The 24,173-nt window shown below is 43.7% G+C and carries 19 protein-coding genes; 10 read left to right on the top strand and 9 right to left on the bottom strand.

All coding sequences use genetic code 11. The features are described from left to right. Positions 1-76: 76 nt before the first annotated feature. A complete protein-coding gene (arfB, locus tag AB6E30_RS04155; RefSeq protein WP_372102705.1) occupies positions 77-487 on the bottom strand; it encodes an alternative ribosome rescue aminoacyl-tRNA hydrolase ArfB in 411 nt (136 codons plus the stop codon). A gap of 87 nt (positions 488-574) precedes the next feature. Here arfB and AB6E30_RS04150 point away from each other — a divergent pair, with 87 nt between their 5' ends. After that, a complete protein-coding gene (locus AB6E30_RS04150; RefSeq protein ID WP_017069882.1) occupies positions 575-1,180 on the top strand; it encodes a beta-phosphoglucomutase family hydrolase in 606 nt (201 codons plus the stop codon). Positions 1,181-1,243: 63 nt separating this feature from the next. On the opposite strand, the gene AB6E30_RS04145 is transcribed toward AB6E30_RS04150, so the two are convergent. The 4 genes from AB6E30_RS04145 to AB6E30_RS04130 form a co-directional block, all read right to left on the bottom strand. Beyond that, positions 1,244-3,148, bottom strand: coding sequence for a diguanylate cyclase (locus tag AB6E30_RS04145; protein ID WP_372102703.1), 1,905 nt, complete (start codon positions 3,146-3,148; stop codon positions 1,244-1,246). A gap of 237 nt (positions 3,149-3,385) precedes the next feature. Next, a complete protein-coding gene (locus AB6E30_RS04140) occupies positions 3,386-5,134 on the bottom strand; it encodes a formate--tetrahydrofolate ligase (protein WP_372102701.1) in 1,749 nt (582 codons plus the stop codon). Between the two features lie 294 nt (positions 5,135-5,428). After that, complete coding sequence (locus tag AB6E30_RS04135; RefSeq protein ID WP_017069885.1) at positions 5,429-6,733, bottom strand: inosine/guanosine kinase; 1,305 nt, start codon at positions 6,731-6,733, stop codon at positions 5,429-5,431. Positions 6,734-6,862: 129 nt separating this feature from the next. Beyond that, positions 6,863-7,342, bottom strand: coding sequence for a CreA family protein (locus tag AB6E30_RS04130; protein WP_372102699.1), 480 nt, complete (start codon positions 7,340-7,342; stop codon positions 6,863-6,865). 248 nt (positions 7,343-7,590) lie between these two features. Between AB6E30_RS04130 and AB6E30_RS04125 the strand changes: the two genes are divergently transcribed. From AB6E30_RS04125 to AB6E30_RS04115, 3 genes are all read left to right on the top strand, one after another. Further along, a complete protein-coding gene (locus AB6E30_RS04125; protein WP_017064644.1) occupies positions 7,591-8,085 on the top strand; it encodes a hypothetical protein in 495 nt (164 codons plus the stop codon). A 60-nt stretch (positions 8,086-8,145) separates the two neighbouring features. Beyond that, positions 8,146-9,954 carry an HD domain-containing phosphohydrolase gene (locus tag AB6E30_RS04120; RefSeq protein WP_372102697.1) on the top strand — a complete coding sequence of 603 codons (1,809 nt, stop codon included), beginning with the start codon at positions 8,146-8,148 and terminating at the stop codon, positions 9,952-9,954. Positions 9,955-10,258: 304 nt separating this feature from the next. Continuing rightward, entirely contained in the window at positions 10,259-10,984 is a 726-nt protein-coding gene (locus AB6E30_RS04115) for an HAD-IA family hydrolase (protein WP_372102696.1), read from the top strand. Positions 10,985-11,392: 408 nt separating this feature from the next. Here AB6E30_RS04115 and AB6E30_RS04110 read toward each other — a convergent pair whose 3' ends face one another. Together AB6E30_RS04110 and AB6E30_RS04105 are read right to left on the bottom strand one after the other, a co-directional pair. Continuing rightward, positions 11,393-12,817, bottom strand: coding sequence for a methyl-accepting chemotaxis protein (locus tag AB6E30_RS04110; RefSeq protein WP_017064641.1), 1,425 nt, complete (start codon positions 12,815-12,817; stop codon positions 11,393-11,395). Between the two features lie 148 nt (positions 12,818-12,965). Continuing rightward, positions 12,966-14,189 (bottom strand): aromatic amino acid transport family protein, encoded by a 1,224-nt coding sequence (locus AB6E30_RS04105; RefSeq protein WP_017059832.1) that lies wholly within the window; start codon positions 14,187-14,189, stop codon positions 12,966-12,968. Positions 14,190-14,632: 443 nt separating this feature from the next. Here AB6E30_RS04105 and AB6E30_RS04100 point away from each other — a divergent pair, with 443 nt between their 5' ends. From AB6E30_RS04100 to AB6E30_RS04090, 3 genes are all read left to right on the top strand, one after another. After that, positions 14,633-14,761, top strand: coding sequence for a hypothetical protein (locus tag AB6E30_RS04100; RefSeq protein WP_017059831.1), 129 nt, complete (start codon positions 14,633-14,635; stop codon positions 14,759-14,761). 205 nt (positions 14,762-14,966) lie between these two features. Further along, the gene (locus AB6E30_RS04095; protein WP_048612524.1) at positions 14,967-15,578 is read left to right on the top strand and encodes an ACP phosphodiesterase; all 612 of its coding nucleotides are present in this window, start codon (positions 14,967-14,969) and stop codon (positions 15,576-15,578) included. 57 nt (positions 15,579-15,635) lie between these two features. Beyond that, on the top strand, positions 15,636-16,907 hold the full coding sequence (locus AB6E30_RS04090) for a DEAD/DEAH box helicase (protein ID WP_372102695.1): 1,272 nt from the start codon (positions 15,636-15,638) through the stop codon (positions 16,905-16,907). 127 nt (positions 16,908-17,034) lie between these two features. On the opposite strand, the gene AB6E30_RS04085 is transcribed toward AB6E30_RS04090, so the two are convergent. Further along, positions 17,035-17,775 carry a TetR/AcrR family transcriptional regulator gene (locus tag AB6E30_RS04085; protein WP_102393232.1) on the bottom strand — a complete coding sequence of 247 codons (741 nt, stop codon included), beginning with the start codon at positions 17,773-17,775 and terminating at the stop codon, positions 17,035-17,037. Between the two features lie 150 nt (positions 17,776-17,925). Here AB6E30_RS04085 and AB6E30_RS04080 point away from each other — a divergent pair, with 150 nt between their 5' ends. Genes AB6E30_RS04080 through AB6E30_RS04070 form a run of 3 tightly spaced genes read left to right on the top strand, consistent with a single transcriptional unit; the run spans position 17,926 to position 23,125 of the window. Beyond that, a complete protein-coding gene (locus AB6E30_RS04080; protein ID WP_372102693.1) occupies positions 17,926-19,014 on the top strand; it encodes an efflux RND transporter periplasmic adaptor subunit in 1,089 nt (362 codons plus the stop codon). Beyond that, a complete protein-coding gene (locus AB6E30_RS04075) occupies positions 19,014-20,069 on the top strand; it encodes an efflux RND transporter periplasmic adaptor subunit (RefSeq protein WP_372102691.1) in 1,056 nt (351 codons plus the stop codon). The genes AB6E30_RS04080 and AB6E30_RS04075 overlap by 1 nt, the downstream gene beginning before the upstream one ends. Beyond that, entirely contained in the window at positions 20,066-23,125 is a 3,060-nt protein-coding gene (locus AB6E30_RS04070; RefSeq protein ID WP_372102689.1) for an efflux RND transporter permease subunit, read from the top strand. The genes AB6E30_RS04075 and AB6E30_RS04070 overlap by 4 nt, the downstream gene beginning before the upstream one ends. A gap of 196 nt (positions 23,126-23,321) precedes the next feature. On the opposite strand, the gene AB6E30_RS04065 is transcribed toward AB6E30_RS04070, so the two are convergent. Then, complete coding sequence (locus AB6E30_RS04065) at positions 23,322-24,059, bottom strand: EAL domain-containing protein (RefSeq protein WP_372102687.1); 738 nt, start codon at positions 24,057-24,059, stop codon at positions 23,322-23,324. Between the last annotated feature and the right edge of the window lie 114 nt (positions 24,060-24,173).

Raw genomic sequence — 24,173 nt, 5'->3', positions numbered from 1 at the left:
CAGCGTAATAGATCGATTCGTTAGTCAAATTGACAGATACTTCTAGGGTAATGTGTTCTCTGAGGGCATGAAGCCATCAGCTCACTCTTCCACGCAGCTGTTTGGTGGTGCTTCTTTGTTTTTTGCTTTCTAAACGTCTTTTCTGAGAGCCACGCGTCGGCTTAGTTGCTCGTCTTACTTTTTGAACCTTTGTCGCTTCCAAGATCAATTCTTTCAAGCGCACTAAAGCATCATCTCGGTTTTGTTCCTGAGTTCTATACTGTTGCGCTTTAATGATAATCACACCGTCTTTGGTGATGTGGCTATCTTTGTGTGCGAGGAGCTTTTCTTTATAGAAGTCAGGTAGGGTAGAGTGCTTGATATCAAAACGTAAATGTATCGCGCTCGATACTTTATTGACGTTCTGACCGCCGGCTCCTTGTGCTCTGATCGCTGTTAACTGGAGTTCCCAGTCTTGAATCGAAACAGAGTTAGATATTTGTAACATAAACATCCATTTTGAACGGTAATATGGCGCCATGATACTGAATATTGGTTATGGTATCAGTAACTTTATTTAAGAGTGGTAGTAGTGATGAAAATAGATTTAACGGCATATGAAGGATTAATCTTTGATATGGACGGTACGTTGATCGATACAATGCCTGCACATGTAAAGGCGTGGGAGCGAACGGCTGAAGAGTTTGGCTTTCATTTTGAAGCGTCTTGGCTGCATAGCTTAGGTGGCATGCCGAGTTATAAGATAGCCGGTGAGGTGAACAGCAAATACGGTTTATCGCTCGACCCACAAGCGGTTTCTACGTTTAAAATGGCGTCGTTTGCGGCTATCGAAGACAAAGGAGACGTTATCCCTTGTACTCACTCTCTGTTGTTAGAGCATCTGGGTAACAAGAAGATTGCAGTCGGAACGGGCAGTCAACGTAAAAGTGCCGAACAGTTACTGGATAAGACAGAGATCTTGAGTAAGCTCGATATTCTCGTGACAGCAACAGACGTTAAGAATCACAAACCAAATCCGGATACTTTCTTAGATGCGTGTTTTGGTATGGGTTTGCAGCCAAAGCAGTGTGTTGTGTTTGAAGATACGAACCTAGGTAAGCAGGCTGCTCATGCTGCGAACATGGATTGTATTCTAGTGGTAGAGGGGAACAAACTAGAGTTCTATCCTGCACCAAGCTGATTGCAAGGATTGGGTTGTTAAACCGCCAAACTAATAGCCTAGCGGAACAATACTGATTTTCTGTTAGGCGATTTCGCTCATTTCGCTGTCTAGGAACAGGCACACACTGTTTCGACCTGCTGCTTTGGCTTCATAAAGTGCTAAATCGGCGCACTTGTAGTTAAGAGCAGGGTCGTTGGTCAGGTTGGTAATTCCACCACTGACCGTCACCACGTTATCGAGCTCAATACTGACTGCGATTCTCAATCTGTTAAGTACATACTCAGCTTCTTCTGTTGTGGTATGAGGCAGAATAACGCCAAACTCTTCGCCACCAATACGAGCCACAAAATCAGTTTCTCGGCACTCTCGTTGTAATACTTGAGCAACGGTTTGAATGACGCGATCTCCATAATCGTGACCAAATCTGTCGTTGATGCGTTTGAAGTGGTCTATGTCCAAAATCGCTAAACAAGACTGTTCGCGAGTAGGGTAACGATTAACACGAGAGCACTCATCTCGCAGCTCAAGATCGAATTTACGGCGGTTCCAACACCCAGCTAAGGCATCTTTTTCACTCAGGTTTCTCAGTTTGTTTTCTAGCTCTTTGTGTTTACTTATATCCACAAATGAAGCGACATAAAACTGAATCACGTCTTTCGAGTCTTTAATGGTTTGGATTCGCAATATTTCCGTGATCAAAGACCCGTCTTTACGACGATTAACCACTTCGCCTTCCCACATGCCTTTCTCTTTGATGATGCTCCACATCTTGATGTAGAACTCTTCGTTGTAGCGACCAGAGGCAAACATGGACGGTTGGCGGCCTTTTACGTCTTCTAACTCGTAGCCACTCACACGGGTGAACTCTTGGTTTACTTTGATGATTCGGTTGTTTCTGTCGGTAATCACCAAGGCAGACATGCCATTCATTGCGGCCTTAGCAAGTTGGCTCTCGATACTGTTCTTCTTGTGGTTGCTGTTCCACAATACGAAGCCAGCGGAGATCATCGAAATCAAGAAAGACAAGGTGATGATCTGAACGACGATCGCTTGTTTTTCTTGTCGGTATTGACTGCTGAACTGCTGATTTTCAATGTGAAGAACCATGTAAATAGGGCTTTCAAACTGTTTGATTTTAGGGCTGATGTCGGAATGAAAATACCAGTTCTCACCATCGAAATAGCTCGAAGATGTCTTGTCTTGAATCGCAGTCCAAAGCTCAGGGTATAACTTTGCGTAAGTCTGCTCTGAACGTGATTCAATTACATGTCCGAAAGATTCCGTAGGATCCGGCCCCATGATTATGTGTCCGGTTTTGTTGAGAATAATAGGAACAGCAGAAGATGCACCAATTTGATAGTGAAGGCGCTTATAAATCTCAAGCATGTTCAGGTTTGCGATGAAGTAACCAATAATGCGGTTGTTTTCAGCGACTGGCGTCATAATGCGTAGCGCCGGCGTTAACGGGTGGATGATTTCTCCATTTTCCATTTCAAGATCAATGCCTCTAGAGCTGACATCGCCAATCTCTAACTTTTGTAGCATCTGGTAGTAATCTCGAGAAGATTTGTTCTGCAGTTCGCTCTCGGGGACGACTGTTGCTCGACCGTCTTTGTAGTTAACACGGAACACTTCGTTGCCGGCTAGATCGAGATAACGAAGCTGGGAATAGTATTTTTGGCCACGAGCTAACATCACCCAAAGATCTTGCAGGGTTTCTTTATGGACAATAGAAGGTTCTCGAATCGCTCGGAGTAGTGTTTGAGAGTCGGCGATTGAAGGAACAGAGTTAGAGATTTGCTCAACAATAACAGCGAGTTCATGAAAGCTGTATTCGATCTGGTTCTGGCTGGACTGTTGGATATTTAGCGTGTGCTGAGCTTCAATTCTGTCAAATTCAGAGTTTATGTAGAGGGCAGGGACTAGTCCTAGGGCAAAGATGGTACATAGAAATTGGCTGACTAGTTTTTTTATACTTGTATTCATCGCTGTCCTCAAAGAATCAGCGCAATACTATATATTTTATAAGGTTTTTAATGTGATCTTGACCGAGAAGTTAAGACAAGATTCGCATATAACTACGATTTAAGTGCAACTTTTTGCATTTAAGCTTGATTGTTGAGCAATCACTTCGTTAGTAAATGATTGCTCAATATAGAACACTGCTCCGAAACCTAAGCTAAATTAATCGCGATTAATTGCCGATTATCTAACTAAGGGCAGCTAGCTTAGGCCGACGATATTTCCATTACTATCAATATCTAACGACATGAACGCCGGTTTGTCAGGCAAGCCTGGCATGGTCATTACATTGCCGCACAACGCGTAAATAAAGCCAGCACCAGCACACAATTTTAGTTCTCTAACAGGCACGTCAAATTGGGTTGGTGCACCTTTTGCGTGTGCTTCTGTCGAGATCGATAGTGGTGTTTTTGCCAAACAAACTGATAGGTCGCTATAGCCATGCAGTTTGAATTCAGCCAGTTGTTTTTTAGCCAGTGGAGATAGCGAAATACTTGCCGCGCCATAACCAACTTCAGCAACTGCCATCAGCTTTTCTTCTAGGCTTTGCTCTGAGTGATACAAAGGCTTAAATTCACTCTGTTTTTGGCAAGCTTTGACTACAGCGTGAGCCAGTTGAGTCGCGCCTTCGCCACCTTGACCAAATGCTTCGCTTACTTCAACGTTAACGCTTGAGTCGAAGTCGGTGATCATCTGTTTCAAAGCATCGAGCTCTTGAGCTGAGTCTTGTGGGAATCGGTTAATCGCAACAACTGTAGGCACTTGGTATTGCTTAACGTTGTTGATGTGCCATTTTAGGTTCTCAAAGCCTGCAATTAGCGCGTCTTGGTCATCATTAAAAATTGAATCTGGTAATGGAGTGCCGGGTCTCAAATCGTATAAACCAGAGTTGGCCTTTAATCCACGTAATGTTGCAACAACCACAGCGCAATCGGGCTTTTTGTTCGACGCTTTTGCTTTTATGTTGCACGCTTTTTCAAAGCCCATATCTGAGCCGAAACCACCTTCGGTCACGACAAAGTCACTCAGTTTTAACGCTATCTTATCGGCAATAATTGAAGAGTTACCATGTGCGATGTTCGCGAAAGGCCCGGCGTGAATTAGGGTAGGAACGCCTTCAAGGGTTTGCATCAATGTTGGTTCAATAGAATCCTTCATGGTTACGGTCATTGCGCCTGCAACGTTGAAGTCATCTGCGGTCAACGGCAAGCCTTGTTTGTTGTAGGCAAGTACCACTCGTCCGATGCGCTTTCTCAAATCTTGAAGGTCATTGGCTAGAGCAAGAATGGCCATTAGCTCTGAAGCAGCTGAGATATCAAATCCATCTTCTCGCTCAAAGCCGTTAATTGTTTTGTCTGCTTCGTTCTTGCCAACCGTGATCATGCGTAGTGCGCGATCATTGTGGTCAAGTACACGTCGCCAAACGATTCTGCTTGGGTCAATATCCAAGGCTTTTAAGCCAGAACGCGCTTCAAACGCCTCTAAGCCTTCCCGTTGTTCATGATACAAACGTGCATCAATGGCGGCAGAGGCGAGGTTGTGAGCGGCCGTAACAGCATGAATATCGCCCGTCAGGTGCAGGTTTAATTGTTCCATAGGGGCAACTTGAGAGTAACCACCACCCGCAGCGCCACCTTTTACACCAAATACCGGACCCATTGAAGGCTGGCGAATGCAGGCCATTGCAGATTGGTTAATCTCTGCGAGGCCTTGTGCTAATCCGATAGTAGTGACGGTTTTGCCTTCACCAAGAGGTGTCGGTGTGATCGCCGTGACTACGACTAATTTACCATCTTGTTGGTTGGCGAGGCGTTCAAGTGACGTGAGAGACACTTTAGATTTGAATTGCCCTAATGGCTGATGTTCGTTGTGGTGCAGGCCAGCTTGCTTGGCAACCTCACTGATGTTTTTAAGGGGAGTAGAGCGACAAATATCAATATCAGACAGCATATTTGATCCTTATATCAGAACCGAAAGGCGGTACGTAAACGTTTGCGTGGCGATAGTACTGTATAAATTTGCCAAGTAAAGGCAAACCACACGAATTATGTGCTGGAAGATAACAGATCTAAAGAGTCATTGCGCGAGATCAAATCTTAAACGAGCAAAATATTCGATATGATTAACTTCAGCTGCCGTTATATTGGTGTTGAATACAAAAAGGGCTGCATATAGCAGCCCTTCAAGGAATGGGTAATCTCACTTGGCGTTAACCTTTAAGAGGTAACTGCCTAATATGGTGGATTAACGATCCCAGTATGTTTCTTCTAAGCTATCTTCGCGTTCAGGTAATGCACGAGAAAGGCGAGGAGAGTGCTGAGTCAACACTTCGTAGCTTACACGGTTTGCGTACTTACAAATTTGAGACAGTGAAGAGTAAGTTAGACAAGTGTGCTCGTGTTTCTCTGAGTTTGGTACATTCACGTGGTGGTAGCTATTTGCTGCCATGTCGTGAAGTAGTGCTGAAAGTGCACCATCGCCAGCGCCATTGGTATTCTTAATCTCAAGTGGGCCACCTAGGTAAGGGCCAATGTGAGAGTACACTTTTACTGGGTCTTTACAGTCTTGCTTACGCATCGCACGGCTGAATTCGTATTTATTGAACTCAGGGATGTTACCCGGTAATAATGGCAGTGTGGTTTCGCGTTTCGCTGGTTCGTCAGTGTAACCTGCCATGTATAGACCAATAGGACCTGCAGTACATAGAACTAGGTCAACCCACTCAAGTGCCTTGTTAGCAGCCAATAGAGGATCTTTTTCACCCGTTAGCGCTTCACCTTCATCTTCGTTCATCGCGACGATGGTTACGTTTTCTTTCAGGTATTCTTGCCACCATTCAGCGTTGCCTTCGATCACATACTTAGTACCAAGTGTTAGTACAACAGGCACATTGTGCGCTTTCGCGTATTCAATCGCTTTTTGTACCGCTTTTGGCATCGGATCTTCAGGTTTGCCACGCATTAGGTATGACGACACAACCAATGCAGACGCTTTCTCGAACACTTTTTCAGGAATGCTTTCTGGAAGAAGTTGGTTCATGTGGCCTTCATTGATTGCAAACGTACGTTCGCCATCTTCAGAAATAAGCGTGTAGCAACGACCGATTGGACCATCAACAGTTTGAAGGTGGTTTAGATTCATACGAGAAGAAGTGCGGCAAAGGTAACGATAACCAAATGAGCCAACTTCAATCTTCTTAGACATTACGCCAAGCAGGACAGATTTGCTGTCCGCAAGTACGGAATAGTTGTGCAGTGTGTTGCCGATAGTATCGCCAGGATATTGATGCGTGATCAAACCGCGCTCAACTAACTCTTCATACAGCGCATCTGCTTTACTTTCTTCCAATACCAGTGAGTGACCTTTACTCAGCTCGTATTTTTCTAGGAACTCGTTGTCAACACGGGCTTCGATATCAACAATCGTTTGGCCAACACCCACAATCGTTGCGCGGTGAAGCTTAGGCGTTTGTTGAATTTGGTTGACCAACGGATCACGTGCGTGAGTTGGAAAGTAGTGCTTAGATTTACGCTGTCCAGGAAACTTCATATGAAAAATACAGTGAAAAAATTTTGCCGCATGATATCACATTTTGTTTCTGTTTCTTTCATTTTTATTACATTTTGAATCACCTGCACAATGTCTGTACAGGTGATTCAACTAACTATATGTTTGAAACTACTCGGTTGGCTTTACTAACGTCGCTGGATCAACGTAAGCCTCTGTACCCCATAGTGGAACAGTTGAAAGGCTGTGTTTGAAGCTACCTTCTGTTTCTTTGGTGGTGTAAGACAAGTAAAGCAGCGACTGATTCTCTGCATCGTAGATACGACGAACCTTCATTGTTTTAAAGAAGATACTTTTCGATTGCTTGAATACCACTTCGCCAGACTTACTCTTGTCTATTTGAGCAATCATTTCTGGTGTAATTTCACCTGTTTGACGACAAGAGATAGAGCTATCACTTGGATCAGAAAGGCTAAGGTTTGCTTCGATTGATGCGATATGACAGGTAACACCCGCGATCTTATCGTCATCTAATGAAGACATCTTGATATCCTTCATTGTGAAGAAACCCAGTGAGACGTCGCCAACCTCGTTGTCCGAACAGCCAGCTAACATTGTCACGATACCTGCTGCTATTAAGGCTTTTTTCATAAGAAGTCCTTTTTATTTATATAGTTCTGTTTACTATAAGGATATTGAAAGCTTGGATACGAGTGTAGAGCTTTTCGTTAAGTTCTTAAAGGATGTTGTTGGATAATGAAAAATATGAAGCATTTAAAGTACTTGTTGGCCTTGGTCATGCTCTGTATGCTCTCTGCTTGTAGCTCGGCACCTCAGCCGACCGTATGTCTTCCAAATAACTGCGATATTTGGGGATACTAACCGTAGGTACTAAAAGAATGAATAACGAAATACCTGAAATTGCACACAAGAAAAACCAATGGCTATTTAGTCAGCTCGATATTGCTTACCCCGCAAAAGAGAGCCTCCTCGGCCGTGAACTTTATCAAAGCAAACTTCCATCCAAGACATACCAACTCCTAGCACAAGATCAAACTCCTTCCCAAATTGATGAACTGCATAAAGTCGATTTCCATAAATTGACCGTGCTATTTTCACTCAACCAAGCAAGCGTTTACCAAGATGAAATCGAAAGGGCACACATGCTTGAGTTCTTGAGCCAAATTATGCTTTCTGACGATCATGTATTATATATTGGTACTCAAAACGGTGAAGTTGTGGCGAGCGCTATCGTCACAGAAGCGGATGGTTCCCTATTGATCTCGGATGTCGTTGCTGAAAATGGTCAAAGTATCAACAACTTTGCTAAGCAGTTACACGATTTTTGGGCACAAGATCATGCTTCTTGCGATAAAGTATGGATCGAGAACTAAAGATTCTTTGACAAAGCGTTAATCTAAGTACAATACCCCGTCTTATTTAAAGGGTATTGTATGTACAAGCTATTGATATCAATCGCTGTATTATGTGTTAGCGCTTATTCTTCACTCAGTTTTGCTAACGACTGGGATATAAAACGCATCCTAGTTTTACACTCATACGAACCTTCTTATCAATGGACTGCTGACTTCCAAAAAGGGATAGACAGTGCGTTCAGTCAGTCTCAAACCGAAGTTAAACTCTCAATAGAGTATTTGGATTCAAAGCGTATCCACAGCCCAGAGTATTACGACTCTCTCGCGAACTACTTACGTGCGAAGTATGCAGGTTATAAATTTGATGGCGTAATTGCGACGGACGATAACGCAGCCAATTTTCTTGAATCTCTGCCTAATTTGATTGATCGCTCCACACCTGTCGTTGCAGCCGGCATCAATGATTTCAGCACCGACATGTACGCGGTGTCTGACAGAGCAACTGTGCTTTACGAGAACGATCAGATAGACGTTAATATTAAGCTGATCTCCAAATTAAGACCTAATCTAAAGAACCTCTATTTCATCAATGATTACAGTGTCACTTCTGAGCTGATCCGTAAAGATATAAGCCGTATTATGGCAGACTTTCCATCGATTAATTTGGTCGAAATACGCGATTTGTCGCTCAAGCAAACAAGTGAGTTCTTGAAAGGGGTATCTGCTGACGATGCAGTCTTACTGAGCCACTACAATACTGAGTTAGATCAAGGTGTATATCATACCTATCAAGAGGTCGCGGAAACCTTATCTGCATCGAGCGCCGCACCAGTGTTTGCGTTATGGCAGTTTAATATAGTCGGTGATGTACTCGGAGGTTATGTAAACCACTCGCGAAGTATGGGTGAAGAGGCCGTTAGTGCATTGGATAAGTATGTGCCTCTTAATTTTTCTACACCTTTAGTTCCCGGTGACAACAAGCGTTTTGTTTTCAATTATCCGGCGCTTAAAAAGTTTGGTATTGGTGATAATGTACTGCCGACAGGATCTGTGATTGTTAACGAGCCTTCCTCCTTTTTACAAAAGAACTTTCAATTGTTGTTGGGCTTAATCATGGTCATTACAGGGCTGAGCGTGATTATCGTGATGCAATTTATTACCCTTCGCCAAAAGAAAGAGTTGGCAAAAAAGAACAAGCGAATCCTTGCACTACAGAAACAAACTTTGAATGTTCAAAAAGACATGATTCATGTGCTGGGTGAAGCCATTGAAACTCGCTCTGGTGAGACGGGTAATCACGTTAAGCGTGTAGCCAAGTTATCCGCTTTGCTTGCTAAGTATCGTGGCTTGAGCCATCGTGAGGTCGAGATGATTGAGATCATCAGCCCAATGCACGATGTGGGTAAGATTTCAGTCCCTGAATCAATCTTGGATAAACCTGGGAAATTAACCGACCAAGAGTGGGAGGTGATGAAGCTTCATACTACGGCTGGCTATAACTTACTGAAGAGCGGAGCGGGTGATATTACCAACCTCGCAGCAATCATTGCTAACGAACATCACGAGCGTTGGGATGGTGCTGGATACCCTAATGGCAAAGTGGGAGATGAAATACACCTGTTTGCTCGTATCACTGCCGTAGCCGATGTATTTGATGCACTGCTTAGTGCACGTTGCTACAAAGAGCCGTGGCCATTAGAGATGGTGGTCGATTTGTTCGAGCGAGAGTGTGGCTACCAGTTTGATCCTCAGCTAACTAAATTGCTACTGAAACACTTACCCGAGTTTGTCGCTATCCGAGATTCGTATCCCGATACTGGAACTATAGAATATGCGTCTGCACCTACTATTGAAGCAAAGGTATTAGAAGAGTCGGTTGTTAGCTAACCGTTTCTTTATCTGAGTAGCCTATAAGCCATTTTTTTATCGATTCACCACGATCCGGCTAGAAAGTAGTGATTTATATATTTTCCCCTGAAATTGAGTCGCTTATGTAAACCTCGCAGTCTTTGATTTCGTAGAATCTGGGTTAATTTGATGAAAGCTGTTGCTTATACCGAGCGATAAAGTGATCAACTCCATATTTCGCGAAGAGAAATAAGCCTGTATCTGCAAACTGTTACCTCAATCATCTCGCGCATTGAAAGAACACTATAGGATAAAACTTGGATTCAATCTGAGTGAGATACCTATGCGGTTAGAACAGACTAAATGTGTGATTTTCGATTGTGACGGAACACTTATCGATAGTGAAAAGCTGTGCTGCCAAGCTTTGGTGAACGTTTTCACTGGCTTTGGGGCGGAGCTAAACGTCAACGACTGCTATGCGCACTTTCAAGGCGGGAAGCTAGCCGACATCTTAATGGATACACAAGAACGTCTTGGGCTATCTATCTCGATTGATACACTTGAGCCGTTATACCGCAGTGAATTAGAAGCACTGTTCCAGCGTCATTTAAAACCGATGGACGGCGCTATCGAACTTATTGAATTTCTCAAACAACAAGACATCGAGTTTTGTATCGCTTCCAATGCACCGAAATCTAGAGTTGAATCTTCATTGGCGATGACAGGCATGCTAGACGACTTCAAAGGCAAAGTGTTCTCAGCTTTTGATGCTAATAGTTGGAAGCCAGAGCCTGATCTAATCATGTACACGGCCATGAACATGGGCTTTCTACCGAATGAGTGCATCTACGTGGATGATACGTTGAAAGGGATTGAGGCTGGTGTTCGCGCGGGTATCCAATCGTTTCGACTGCGCCCGAGTATTGATGAAGCAATCGTAGACTCCGAAGCCGACTCAGCAGAACTCGCGGCTCAGGATATCTACAGTTTAGAAGAAATCTCAGTTTGGATTAATGGCAAGCACTGCTCAAATGGTGGTATATCGAATTCTGCAGCTTTGGTGGGGTAGAGCTTAGTTGAAGGCTGACTACCTTACTAAATTGTTTGGTGTGGAAACCGCAAGATGCACAAGTAAACTTTTCTCCACTTTCTGAAAGCAGATATTCGTCGTGTTGGCATAAAGGGCATGTAATGTCGTCGGTGTTTGGTGTTTCTGTTTTATTCATTATGTGTCACCTGCAGCAAGAGGGTAAGCGAAAAAAGACCCGTTCAATTAGATTACTCCTAAGCTCGAATATTAGACAGTTCTGACACTTCTTAATCTCTCCTTTGCGACTTGCTTCATGGTAATTGATAATGTCATCGTTATTGACCATGGTTCTTGTAATGTTATTAAACAAAAGCCAAAAAGAAAGGACCCATTACGAGTCCTCATTAGTTTGTTTTCAATTCACGCCGCTAGTTCACCAGTTGATCCTTAAGTTCGGTAGCGTGCCAATGTCTGAGATAGAGAAACCGACGCTTCTGTTAGCCTAGATACGCCATTTGAAGAATTCTGAGCCACGTCTTTAATCACATCGGATTGGCTTCGAATATCGTTAAGCTCTGCTGCAATCGTATTGGCAACGTTACTTTGCTCATCGGCTGATGTTGCGATTTGGATACTCATGTCCATTAGTGCTTGAGCTGAATCTGCAATCGAGTTTACGTCGTGACCAATGTTTGAAATCAACTGGCTACTGGTTTGCGCTTGGTCAACCGTCTGTTCGGTGATCTTCGCGATATTTTGGCTCTCTTGCTGTAAGCGTTCAATCATCGCTTGGATTTCTACAGTAGCCGACTGAGTGCGGCTTGCCAGTGTTCTTACTTCATCAGCAACAACAGCGAAACCTCGGCCTTGCTCGCCCGCACGAGCGGCTTCAATCGCGGCATTTAAAGCAAGTAAGTTAGTTTGCTCTGAAATAGCATTGATCGTCGTGATGACCTCGTTAATTTGGCTCGTATTCACATTCAAGCTAGTAACAGAAGATGAGGTTTGCTCAATCAAAGAAGAAAGGGTGGTGATTTCCGAGATTGCCTGTTGAACCTTCGCATGGCTATCGTTGATTTGCTGCGCGTCTTGTTCTGTTTGTTCAGTTGAGCGTGCAGAGATGTTAGAGACTTCATTTGCCGAAGCTGTCATCTGATCCATTGCTGTCGCTACAGAGTCTAGAGAGGCATTTTGGCTCATGATTTGTGTTTCGCTGCGCTTCATCTCAGTTTCGAAAGAAGCCGATGTTTCGCTTAGCGTTGCTGCACTGTGGTTTACGTTGTTGACTAACTCACTAAGCGTGTCCATTGAACGGTCAAGCGCACAACCAATCGTGCCGAACTCATCACGGCCAGGGTGGAAGCCAAGGCGTGATGTTAAGTCACCATCACCAATCTTTTGAGTCGTTGAATAAAGAACCCAAAGTGCGCCGCCTAGGAAAGTCGCTACCCAGTAACAGAAAAGACCAAAAGGCACACACCACAAGAAGCTCAGTAATAAAGTGTACAGTGCTTGCTGCTTTTGATTCTGTATATCGTTAGTTGAAACGGTAAGTGAGTAGTAGTTGCCATCTTGTGCGAGTGCTGTGGCAGTCACAGAACCATTATTTGAAATAGTGGTTTGTTGAGCGCGAGTTTGCTGGCTAACAGAGCGAACAGATGCCGGGGAATCTGATGCTGATAAAATGCCTTGCAGTTGATACTCGACCTGCTGTTTTGCAGTTACGTCAATGTGTTCCATTTTGTTGACGTAGTTCAGTCCAGCTAGGCTTGCCAGAGCGGCAAAAAAGATTAAGAAAATGACCCAAAACTTGTCGTTGATCGACATCTTAATAAACAGTTTGTCTATCGTTCGAAATTGTACTTCTTTCATAAAAACTCCACGGTAAATCCTTTACCGTGGACTCTAAATAACCGACCTCAATAAAAATGTGACTTAAATCGACTAATTGTGAAAATTAATGATAGTGATATGTCATTTATGAGATCTGAATCAAGTAAATTAGTTCTGTATAGGTTTATTAGCCTAAAGAAGGCAGTAACCCTACTGAAATAAGAACTTGAATCGCAATGATAAATACGCCAACGCTACCTGCTAAAAACAACGCTTTGCTACCGCCTAACACTTGGTAACTGGCTTCTGAAGATTGTGGTTTGACAGAGAAATCAGTGTAACGAACCTTGTAGACCATCACTGTTGGTAACAGAATCGCGAGCACTGAAAGTGCAATGGCTGCGTAGCCTAAAGCCATGATGAAGCCTTGTGGGTAAAATAAGGCAAACCCCAGTGGCGGTAAGAAGGTGATAGCAGCTGTCTTAACACGTTTTGCGTTACCTAGTTTCTTGCTCAGTGAGTCGCCCATGAATTCAAATAAGCCCAAGCTCACACCAATAAAAGATGTCAGCAGTGCAAGGTCTGCAAACACACCGACGATCACGCTTAGGTTGGATTGATGAACCGTTTGCGATAGCGAGACTAATAGCGCGCCCAAGCTTGTGTCAGACAACAACTGCTCTTGGCTAATCACGCCCAAAGTAACACTTTGCCAGAAAACGTAGATAACCAGAGGCAGTGCCGAGCCAATAATCATTACCTTACGTAAAGAACGAACGTCACCATCTAGGTATCGAACAATTGATGGGATGCTGCCGTGGAAACCAAAAGAGGTAAACACAACCGGAATAGCCGCAACAATAAGGCCTTGCTGTAAAGGCATGCTCATTAAGTATTGAGAGGTAATGTTTGGCGCTAGGAAGCTGAGTACCAAAACCATCGCGATAAGCTTTAAGCCAAACAAAACGCGGTTAACTTTATCAACACTATGTGTACCAATCGTAACAACGCCGGCAACTAATAGGGTAAATAGAAGCGTGGTGATTTGAGCATTAAGTTCGATACCCGCGATATCCGAAATTCGTTGGTTAAATTGCGCACCGCCGCCAGCTATGTATGCCGCACACAGAGCGTAGAAAAGAAACATCACCGCGAAGCTCGCAATCCACTTTCCTTTTGTCCCCAAAATGGTATGAGCTAACGTGTGTAGGGTAGCGTCAGATTCTGCGAATTGGTGAAGCTCTACCATTAATAGCGCAGTAAAAGCCATTAACGCCCATAAACCCAGCATCAAGAAAAGTGAAGTTGAAAAGCCAATACCTGCAGAAGCAAGTGGAAGAGCGAGCATGCCAGCACCAATGGTTGTGCCTGCAATGATCAAAGTACTACCAAAAACCTTTGATTTATTCATTGTATATAATTCTTTACGTTAGGGTGTGTTTTCATTGTAATTCTTCTAGCTTAAGCGCATAAACCCAAAGAATATCTCGATTTTGAAGTATTCTGATTGAGTTTAATTCCAAATGCAATTCTTATTGTAATTAAAAACATCCACTGTAAATTAATATTTACACAAAGGGCGTGTCAGCATTCAAATGAGCAAAGCAAACGTTTGACCATGATCGGTTTCAAAATTTACGAGTAATTTGTTGTACTTGGTGTAAGGTGGCAGTACATATGTCGTTCGCGTATACCCTTTAACGCAAAAAAGCGTTAATGATCGCGAGTAGCTTTAAGCTATGAATATGGAATGGGTAGAGTAGAGTGCGTTCATCAAAGTGACATAATATAAGTCCAAGATGGTGCACTAGTTAATCGGACATCATGTCCACATCAAGGAATAGAGGGGGCACAATGAGTGACCAATCTTATAATGACGAAAGTCTAGAGTTGTTAGATGCTATGGAAATTGGCATTGATTTGTCTGACTATGAGCAGACAGTGAAACAGTTAGCAGAAGAGCTTTTCAAGTCTTCGAACTAAGCTTTTAAGATCTTTAATTCAGTTTCAACTGAAACGTTTTAAAGCTAAAAGTTTTCTTAGCTAAAGCTTCTCAAAGCAAACAATTCTAAACTGAGCAAATCGTATTCGCTCACACGTCATACCAAAACTATCCTCATTAAAGTTCGCGAAGATAAACGAGTACGTTTACCATGTTACTTAGTTCTCGATACTTTAATGAGGTTCAATGAACTTTCTCGCACACCTTCACATCGCCAAGCACTGTAACAGTAACTTAGCAGGTAACCTGTTAGGTGATTTTGTTAAAGGCGACCCTAATAAACACTATTCTGATTCCCTTTCTGACGGTATTAGGCTTCATCGATTTGTTGATAGCTATACTGATCGTCATGATGTATCTCGTTCTGCAAAATCACTTTTCTCAGACCAAACACGACGCTTTGCGCCTATCGCACTCGATGTGTTTTGGGATCACTGCTTAGCCAATCATTGGGCTCAGTTTTCACAGCAGACATTAGAACGTTTTTGTTTAGATAGCCATGAGCAGATCTTTGAACATCAAGAGCCACACTGGCCAGAAAATTTCGTTATGGTTCATCAGAAAATGGCTGAGCATCGATGGTTAGAGAGCTATCAAGACATGTCGTCTATAGAGGTGGTATTGCAGCGAATGGCGTTGAGAAGGCCTAAGCTCGGTATGCTCGAGGCATGTTACGATGACCTCGAACGTCACTACGATACGTTGCAGTGTCACTTTAATGAGCTTTATCCCAACGTTTTAGAAGAAGCGAAGCAGTTTAATGCGCTTCAAATGAAGAAAAATCAAAAGGAAAGGTAAACAGCGTAATGCAGGTTTGCTACAATCCGCGCCTATTTAATCTTTGAGCATCATACTATGTCTGAATCTACAAAATCTTTTAACCAACTAGGATTATCTGAGCATCTTCTTGCCACGCTGTCTGAGCTTAATTTTACGGCTCCTACCAGTGTTCAAGAACAAGCGATTCCATTGGTATTAGAAGGCAAAGATGTACTTGCTGGTGCTCAAACGGGTACAGGTAAAACGGCCGCGTTTGGTTTACCGATTATTCAAAGATTAATCGAGACAAAAGACAATGTTATTCCGAACCCTAAGCTCGTTCGTGCGCTTGTGTTAGTACCAACTCGTGAATTGGCACAACAGGTTTTCGATAACTTAACTAGCTACGCAAAGGGCACCGACATTAAAGTCGTGGTGGCTTACGGCGGCGTTAGCATGAAGGTTCAAACTGATAACCTACGCGGTGGTGCAGATATCCTGGTCGCGACGCCTGGTCGTCTTATTGATCACATGTTCACTAGAAACATCATGTTGAGCCAAACGGAAGTACTGGTAATGGATGAAGCTGACCGTATGTTAGATATGGGTTTCATGCCTGACATCAAACGTATTCTTTCTCGCATGAATGAAGTGCGTCAAACCCTGTTCTTCTCTGCAACGTTTGATAACAAAATCAAAGCGATTGCACACCGTATGATGCAAAAGCCAAGTGAAATTCAAGTTACGCCAAAAAACAGCACCGCTGAAACCGTAACACAGATGGTTTACCCGGTAGATAAGTCGCGTAAAAGTGAATTGTTAGCGTATTTGATTGGCTCAAAAAACTGGCAACAAGTGTTGGTGTTCACAAAGACCAAGCAGGGTACTGATGCTCTCGTTAAAGAGCTAAAGTTAGACGGCATTAAAGCGGCATCAATCAATGGCGATAAGAGCCAGGGTGCGCGTCAAAAAGCCCTGGACGATTTCAAGTCAGGCAAAGTTCGTGCGTTGATCGCAACCGACGTGGCAGCTCGTGGTATTGATATCCAGCAGCTAGAACAAGTTGTGAACTATGACATGCCATTCAAAGCCGAAGATTATGTTCACCGCATTGGACGAACTGGGCGTGCAGGTAACAGCGGTTTAGCGATCTCTTTGATGAGTCAAGATGAAGCTTACCTATTGGGTGACATTGAGCGATTACTTGATACGCGCTTGCCTCAAGAGTGGCTGGAGGGCTTTGAACCAAGCCTAGAAAAAGATCTAGCCCCCGATCGTGGTGGTCGCAGCAAGAGCCGTTCATCAGAAAAACGTAAGATGAAAGCAAAGCTTAAGATTCATCAAAATCGCGGTAAAGCTCGTCGCTAAAAAGCTGGACAAAGCTCTAGTTTAAAGATCTCTACATATAAAAATGCGCCGTTGCAGTTAGTTCTGTAACGGCGCATTTTTGTTTCAAGTAAATCAAATTACGACCAAGGAAGATAAAAACACTGGATTAATGATGTTCTTGGTTGCACTTCCATACACAGGGCACTTCATAAATCAGCTCTTCAATCGAGGTTGGATTTAGAACCCACTCTTCACCAATATTGAACTTGCTTACCATCTGCGTGTTGAAAAGGTGCCAATGCTTAAGTAGGGCGTCTTCGGGTGAGGTGACCATATCACCTTCATTCCAAGTGCTTTCCATAAAGGGAGTGAGACATACTGCTCCGTGCGCATACATGATCATTTGCCACTTAATCTCATAAATGTTGATCAAGCTCTCTGGATTCGCATCGTTATACTGTTCAGCTAACATGTTGATTTCTTTTTCGACATCGCCAACATTGTCGATAAAGTAATCGACCAAGTTATCTTTTTGACGAACAGAGTCAGTGATAAGTTGCATCGGTTTTCGTGAGTGAATCATGTTGCTAAAGAGGCGCATACTAAATAAATAGATAGTAATGTTTGGTGCGACGCCTTTTGGTAACTCTTCCATAATCTTAGCAATATAAGACTGAAAATAGGCGTGTAAACAATCGCTTATCGCATGCCAGATTTTTTCTTTGCTGCCAAAGTGGTGGCGAATAAGGCTATGCGATACACCGGCTTTCTCACTGATGTTACGAAGCGAAACGCTATCATAACCCTGCTCACAGAACATATCCGCAGCAACACCCATGATCAAAAATCTAGTCTCTTCAGCGTCTTTTGCGCTTCTTCTACCTTGTTTCTTTTCGGTCATCTTCATTTCACATAATTACCTGATTACAACATTCTACACTGTTTTTACTGAAATAAAAAATACTGCACAAGTGGAAAGTAAAGCTTGAGAATTATTTAATATTAAATATACTGCCCACCTGTGTAATAAATCATAATAATTAAACGGAGAGGCATCATGCAGTTCAATTTGTCGATCAATGCCATATCGAGCAAGCGCATGGGAGCTGTTATTGCAGCACTATTGCTCGCAGGCTCTCTAACTGGATGTGACAAAGTTCAGTCAGAGGAAAATGTGCAGGTAATCAAGCCAGTCAAGCTGTTCGAAATCCCACAACAGACTGATATTGATCTCGATAGCTTCATTGCAAAGGTTGATGCAACCGACCGTGCGGCACTTTCTTTCCAAGTGGGTGGAGATATAGAAACCTTCGATGTTCGTATGGGACAAGAAGTGAAGAAAGGTCAGGTGTTAGCCGTATTAGACGCGACGGATTACCGTATTGCCGTTGACGCAGCCCAAGCTAAATTTGATCTGGCGAACAGCCAATACAAACAAGCTTCTGAGTTGTATGCGAAAAAACTGGTCAGTACCGATTACTACGACCAAGCCGTAAACACCTTTACTGCCGCTGAAGTTGAGTTGGACCAAGCAAAAACAAACCTTGGCTACACCACCTTAGTTGCTCCATTCGATGGCGTGGTATCGATGGTGTTTGGAAAACAATATCAATTGATCGCAGAAAAGCAGCCTGTACTGAATATTTTGAATCACAGTGAGATGGACGTGACGTTTTCTATTCCAGTATCAAAGCTTGAAGATCGTTCTATTCAAGACCTAACGAGCTCAAACATGTGGGTTGTGATGGATAGCCACCGTGGTATTCGTATCCCGACTCGCTTTAAAGAAATCTCTACACAACCAGATGAAGACACCAACAGCTACCAAGCGGTTGTATCCATCGAAAAGCCGGAAGGCATCAATTTACTTTCTGGGATGACAGCGCAAGTTGAAGTTCAGAAGCATAAATCTGACTACGGTATTGGTATTGTGGATTCAGCTTGGTTAAACAAAGACGTAGCCCATGGTGAACTATGGCGTTATAACCCTGACTCTCAACTGATTTCTAAAGTACAAGTCCTTCTTGATGAGCAAGGCAAGGTTATCGACGGATTGTCGTCTGGTGACCTTATCGTTGAAGCGGGTGTGGATGTGTTATCAGACGGACAACAAGTAAAAGCTTGGCTTCGTGAGGGCGGTATTTAATGAACCTTTCAAAATTATCAGTTGTTGTCGCGTCGGTTCTGTTACTTCAAGCCTGTAACAATGAAGCTGTTCACCGTGAACAACCACCTTTGTTGGTTTCTACCTTTGAAGTTGGCGCACCGCTTACTAATCAGTTCAGAAGTTTTAATGGACAGGTGATGCCAGCTGAATTGACTCCCTTGGCATTTAAGCTAGCAGGCGAGATTCAACAAGTATTAGTAGAAGCGGGCGATAACGTCGAAAAAGGGCAGTTATTAGCCACCTTAGATAACGCAACGTACGTCCAAGATCTGACTGATGCTCAATCTCAATTCAAACTGGCGAGCAAACAGTTGGCCCGTGGTACTGAGATGTTTGGCAGCGAAATGTTATCGCAATCAGAACACGACCAACTGACGGCTAACTACAAGCTCGCATCGGCGAATTTGGCGGCGGCAAAACGCAAGCTAGGTTACACAGAACTTTTAGCGCCATTCTCAGGAACAGTCTCAACTGTCGATAAGCAACGATTCGAAAATACGACGCCTGGAGAAACACTACTGAGTGTGTACCAGAACGACAAGGTGTATGTGCGAATTCAAGTATCAGATTCGATCTTGGCGTCAATTAGCCCAGACATGCTTTCAAATAGCTATCGTCCTGAGGCGACCTTTGGCGGTCACACAGGCCAATATCCACTGACGTATCTAGAACACACCAGTGAACTGCACCCACAATCCCGTACCTACGAATTTTGGATGCAGATGCAGCAGCCTGAAAGTGAAATCCTGCCAGGCACGAGCGTTACGGTCAATGTAGATATGGCGAAAGCGGGCCTGAGCGATGTTCAAGGCTACCAATTACCAATGACAACGCTAGAAGCGGGCTCTGAAGCGAATCAGTTCTATGTGTGGAAAATGGAAGACGGACAAGCATTCAAAAGCGAAGTAGAAGTCGACAAGATCAGTGGCCAAGGCGCACTCATCGCTCATGGTGTTGAGCAAGGTGAGCTACTCGTAAATTCGAATTTAAGAAAACTCCGTGACGGAATCCAATTGTCAGGAAAAGCAGAATGAACATCGCAGAATATTCAATAAAGAACAAAGTAATCAGCTGGCTGTTTCTAGTCATTTTGGCCATTGGCGGTGTGACGTCTTTTGGTAATCTATCCCGTTTAGAAGACCCAGCTTTTACCATTAAAGATGCAATGATTATTTCAACTTACCCTGGCGCTACGTCAATGGAAGTTGAAGAAGAGCTGACTTACCCACTAGAAAAAGAGATAAGACAGCTTCCGTACATCGACAAGATTACCTCGACATCATCGAACGGTATGTCCCAAATTATGGTCAGTATGAAGATGGACTACGGTCCAGACGAGTTGCCTCAGATCTGGGATGAAATGCGCCGTAAGATCAACGATCTACAACCAACACTGCCAAGTGGTGTAAATTCCGTTCAGATCATCGATGATTTTGGTGATGTGTTTGGTGTGATGATCATGCTGACCGGTGATGGTTACGATTACGTTGAGCTCAAACAGTACGCAGATTACCTAACGCGTGAAATCGAACTGGTCGACGGTGTCGGTAAAGTAAGCATTGCAGGTGACCAACAAGAACAACTGTTTGTTGAGATGTCACTGGAACGCTTAGCCGCATTGAACCTAGATATGTCGACGGTTACGTCACTGCTAGCACAGCAAAACAGTGTGGTATCGGCAGGCGAGGTGATGCTGAATGGTCAAAGCCTTACGATCAAGCCAAACGGCACCTTAAGCACGGTTGAAGAACTAGAAAACCTGATCATTCATGGTCGCGATACAGGTAACCTGATTCGCTTGAAAGATGTCGCTGAAGTAACTCGTGGTATTCAAGAAAAGCCGGGCAATGTATTAACGTACAACGGTAAACCAGCAATCAACTTGGGTATTGCGTTCTCTTCTGGTGTAAACGTGGTTGAGATTGGTAAAGCACTGGATGCGGAACTGGATCGCCTAGAAAGCATTAAGCCAGCGGGTGTAGAACTGAATTACTTCTACAACCAAGCGCAAGAAGTAGACAAATCTGTGGCTGACTTCTTAATCAGCCTAGTTGAAGCGGTAGCCATCGTTATCATTGTATTGTTGTTCGCAATGGGCTTACGCAGTGGTTTGATCATCGGTTTGGTTCTTCTATTGACGGTATTCGGTACCTTCATCCTGATGGATTACAACGATGTTGAACTGCACCGCATCTCTCTGGGGGCACTGATCATCGCGCTGGGTATGCTGGTGGATAATGCGATTGTTGTCGTTGAAGGTATTTTGGTGGGCTTGAAGAAAGGCAAAACCAAGCTTCAAGCAGCGAAAGACATCGTCAAGCAAACACAATGGCCACTGTTAGGTGCGACCATTATCGCTATCACAGCGTTTGCACCGATTGGTTTGTCGAAGGATGCGACAGGCGAATTCATGGGTTCACTGTTTTGGGTACTGTGTTTCTCACTGTTTTTGAGTTGGGTAACTGCACTAACACTAACGCCATTCCTTGCCGAGATGTTGCTTAAAGAAGAAGACAAGGTTGATGAGAACGAAGACCCATACAAAGGCATCCTGTTTGTGGTATTCGGTGCGTGTCTGAAAGTAGCACTTCGATTTAGATGGCTTACTGTAGTTAGTATGGTCGCTCTATTAGCAGTTTCTGTCGTCGGTTTTGGTATGGTGAAGCAGCAGTTCTTCCCGCCGTCAAATACCCCAATGTTTTACGTAGACATGTGGATGCCAGAAGGCACCGATGTTCGTGAAACGATCAAGCAGACAGAAAAAGTTGAAAGCTACATTCGCCAGCAAGACGACGTGGAGTTTGTAACGACAACGGTTGGGCAGGGCATGCAACGTTTCGCACTGACTTACCAACCAGAGAAAAGCTACGAAGCGTACGCCCAGTTACAAGTAAGAACCACTGACCGCGACACTATGTTTAAGGCTCTAGCGGCGCTAGACAAAGACTTAGCGAACGAATTTGAGCAACCAACGTTCCAGTTCAAGTTGATTGAGTTTGGTCCGTCACCCGCTTCAAAAATTGAAGCGCGTATTATCGGTGCCGATCCACAAGTACTGCGTAACATTGCAGTTGAAGTCGAAGACATCTTGCTTGCCGATCCAGGCTCTCGAAATGTTCGTCATGACTGGCGTGAACGCACTAAAGAACTTGTACCACTGTTCAACGAATCTAAGGCTCGTCGCCTAGGCATTTCAAAAACTGACTTGTCTGAGACATTACAGATGGCGTTTGGCGGTTACAACATCGGCCTACTGCGTGATGGTACTCATATGTTACCTATCGTGGCGCGTTTACCGGAAGAAGAGCGTTTTGATTTCGAATCGCTAAACAATGTGAAGATTTGGAGCCCATCACTACAAACTTACATCCCAGTTGAGCAAGTGATTGATGGCGTAGAGCTTCAATGGTCTGAGCCACTGATTCAGCGTCGCGACAGAAAACGTACGCTAACAGTATTGGCTGACCACGATGTTCTTGGTGATGAAACGCCAGCGAGTCTGTTTGCTCGTGTGAAACCAAAGGTAGAAGCATTAGATTTACCAGAAGGCTACAGCATTAGCTGGGGTGGTGAGTACGAAAGCTCTAAAGATGCGCAAGAATCTCTGTTTGGTTCACTGCCAATGGGTTATTTGCTGATGTTTATCATCACGATGCTTCTGTTTAACTCGGTTCGTAAGCCGCTTGTGATTTGGTTTACGGTTCCACTCTCTATCATTGGTGTTTCAATTGGTCTGTTAGGTACCAATATGCCATTCAGCTTCACAGCGTTCCTTGGCCTACTGAGCTTAAGCGGCATGATTTTGAAAAACGGTATCGTCCTGCTTGACCAGATCAACACCGAACTCTCAACAGGTAAAGACCCATACCTAGCGGTTGTAGACAGCGCGATCAGTCGTGTACGACCGGTATCTATGGCAGCACTGACGACTATCTTGGGGATGATTCCCTTGGTATTCGATGCATTTTTCGGCTCAATGGCGATTACCATCATGGCAGGCTTAGGCTTTGCTACCGTACTAACGCTAATAGTAGTACCAGTGATGTTCGCTATTCTATATAGAATCAAACCGTCCACTGCGGGTTATTAGGGAATGATATAAAACAGATTTTTTTAAGCCAGCCCAGTCAAATTCGACTGGGCTTTTTTATGCGTGTTGTCCCTTCCTGAAATGTGTTTACACATGAGAGTGGCAAGCGGATACGAATAGGGAAGTATTAAAAAAGCCGCTAACCAATGGTCAAGCGGCTTCCTGTAGAATAGAGAATAGAGAATAGAGGGCAGTTCTAGATTGCGAGGCGGAGATCTAATTCAATCGGCTTTGGCATCGCCAAGTGATAGCCTTGATACATATCGAAGCCTAAGCTTTGCATTGCTGCGAGTTGTTGCTGGGTTTCGATACCTTCGATTACGGTCTTAGCACCAATTTGATTAGCAAGATTGAGAACCAACTCCATTTCGCTTGTGTTGCCCTGTTCAAAATCCAACATGACAGAGCGATCGATCTTGATGATATGCGGGTTGATATGACGAACGCGCTGTTCTGTTGACGCTTGAGTACCAAAATCATCAACAGCAATTTGAAAACCATTTTCAGCTAGAGAGTGGGCTGCATCTTTCAAACGTTCTTCACTCTCTACATTAAGCTCGACCAACTCCATCACAATTTGTTCGCACGATAAGTTAAGCTCATGCAGGCGCTTAGCTAACAAGCTATCGCTGACCTTTTCTGCAGCAAACAACTCACCAACGTTTGGAAGAACGTTCAAAAATAGATGTAAATGACGGATTGTCGATTGTGCGAAGTTACGGATATGAATCGCTCGACTCAACCTCTCTACATTGATTTTGTCTGTGCTTGAGGTTTCGTCGGAATGGAAGAAGTGATCAGGACGAACAATATCACCTTTGTTATTTGAAATGCGCACCAAAGCCTCGACACCTATTTGAGTCATAGAAGAGTCGAATATAGGTTGATAGACGCTTCTAAGCGTCAGGTCTTGGTATTTCGCAATAAACTGCATATCAGCATCTACGGATATACAGCTAATAAATTCACTTCTGTCTGATAAAATCATAGTCGCTAATAAAGAGGGGTTATTCAATGGCGGACATACATGTCTCGGCTGTCACAATAT

It is taken from the genome of Vibrio sp. 10N.247.311.12 (genome assembly GCF_041467515.1).
Classification (GTDB): Bacteria; Pseudomonadota; Gammaproteobacteria; order Enterobacterales; family Vibrionaceae; genus Vibrio; species Vibrio crassostreae_C.
This window is presented reverse-complemented; position numbering and strand designations above follow the sequence as displayed.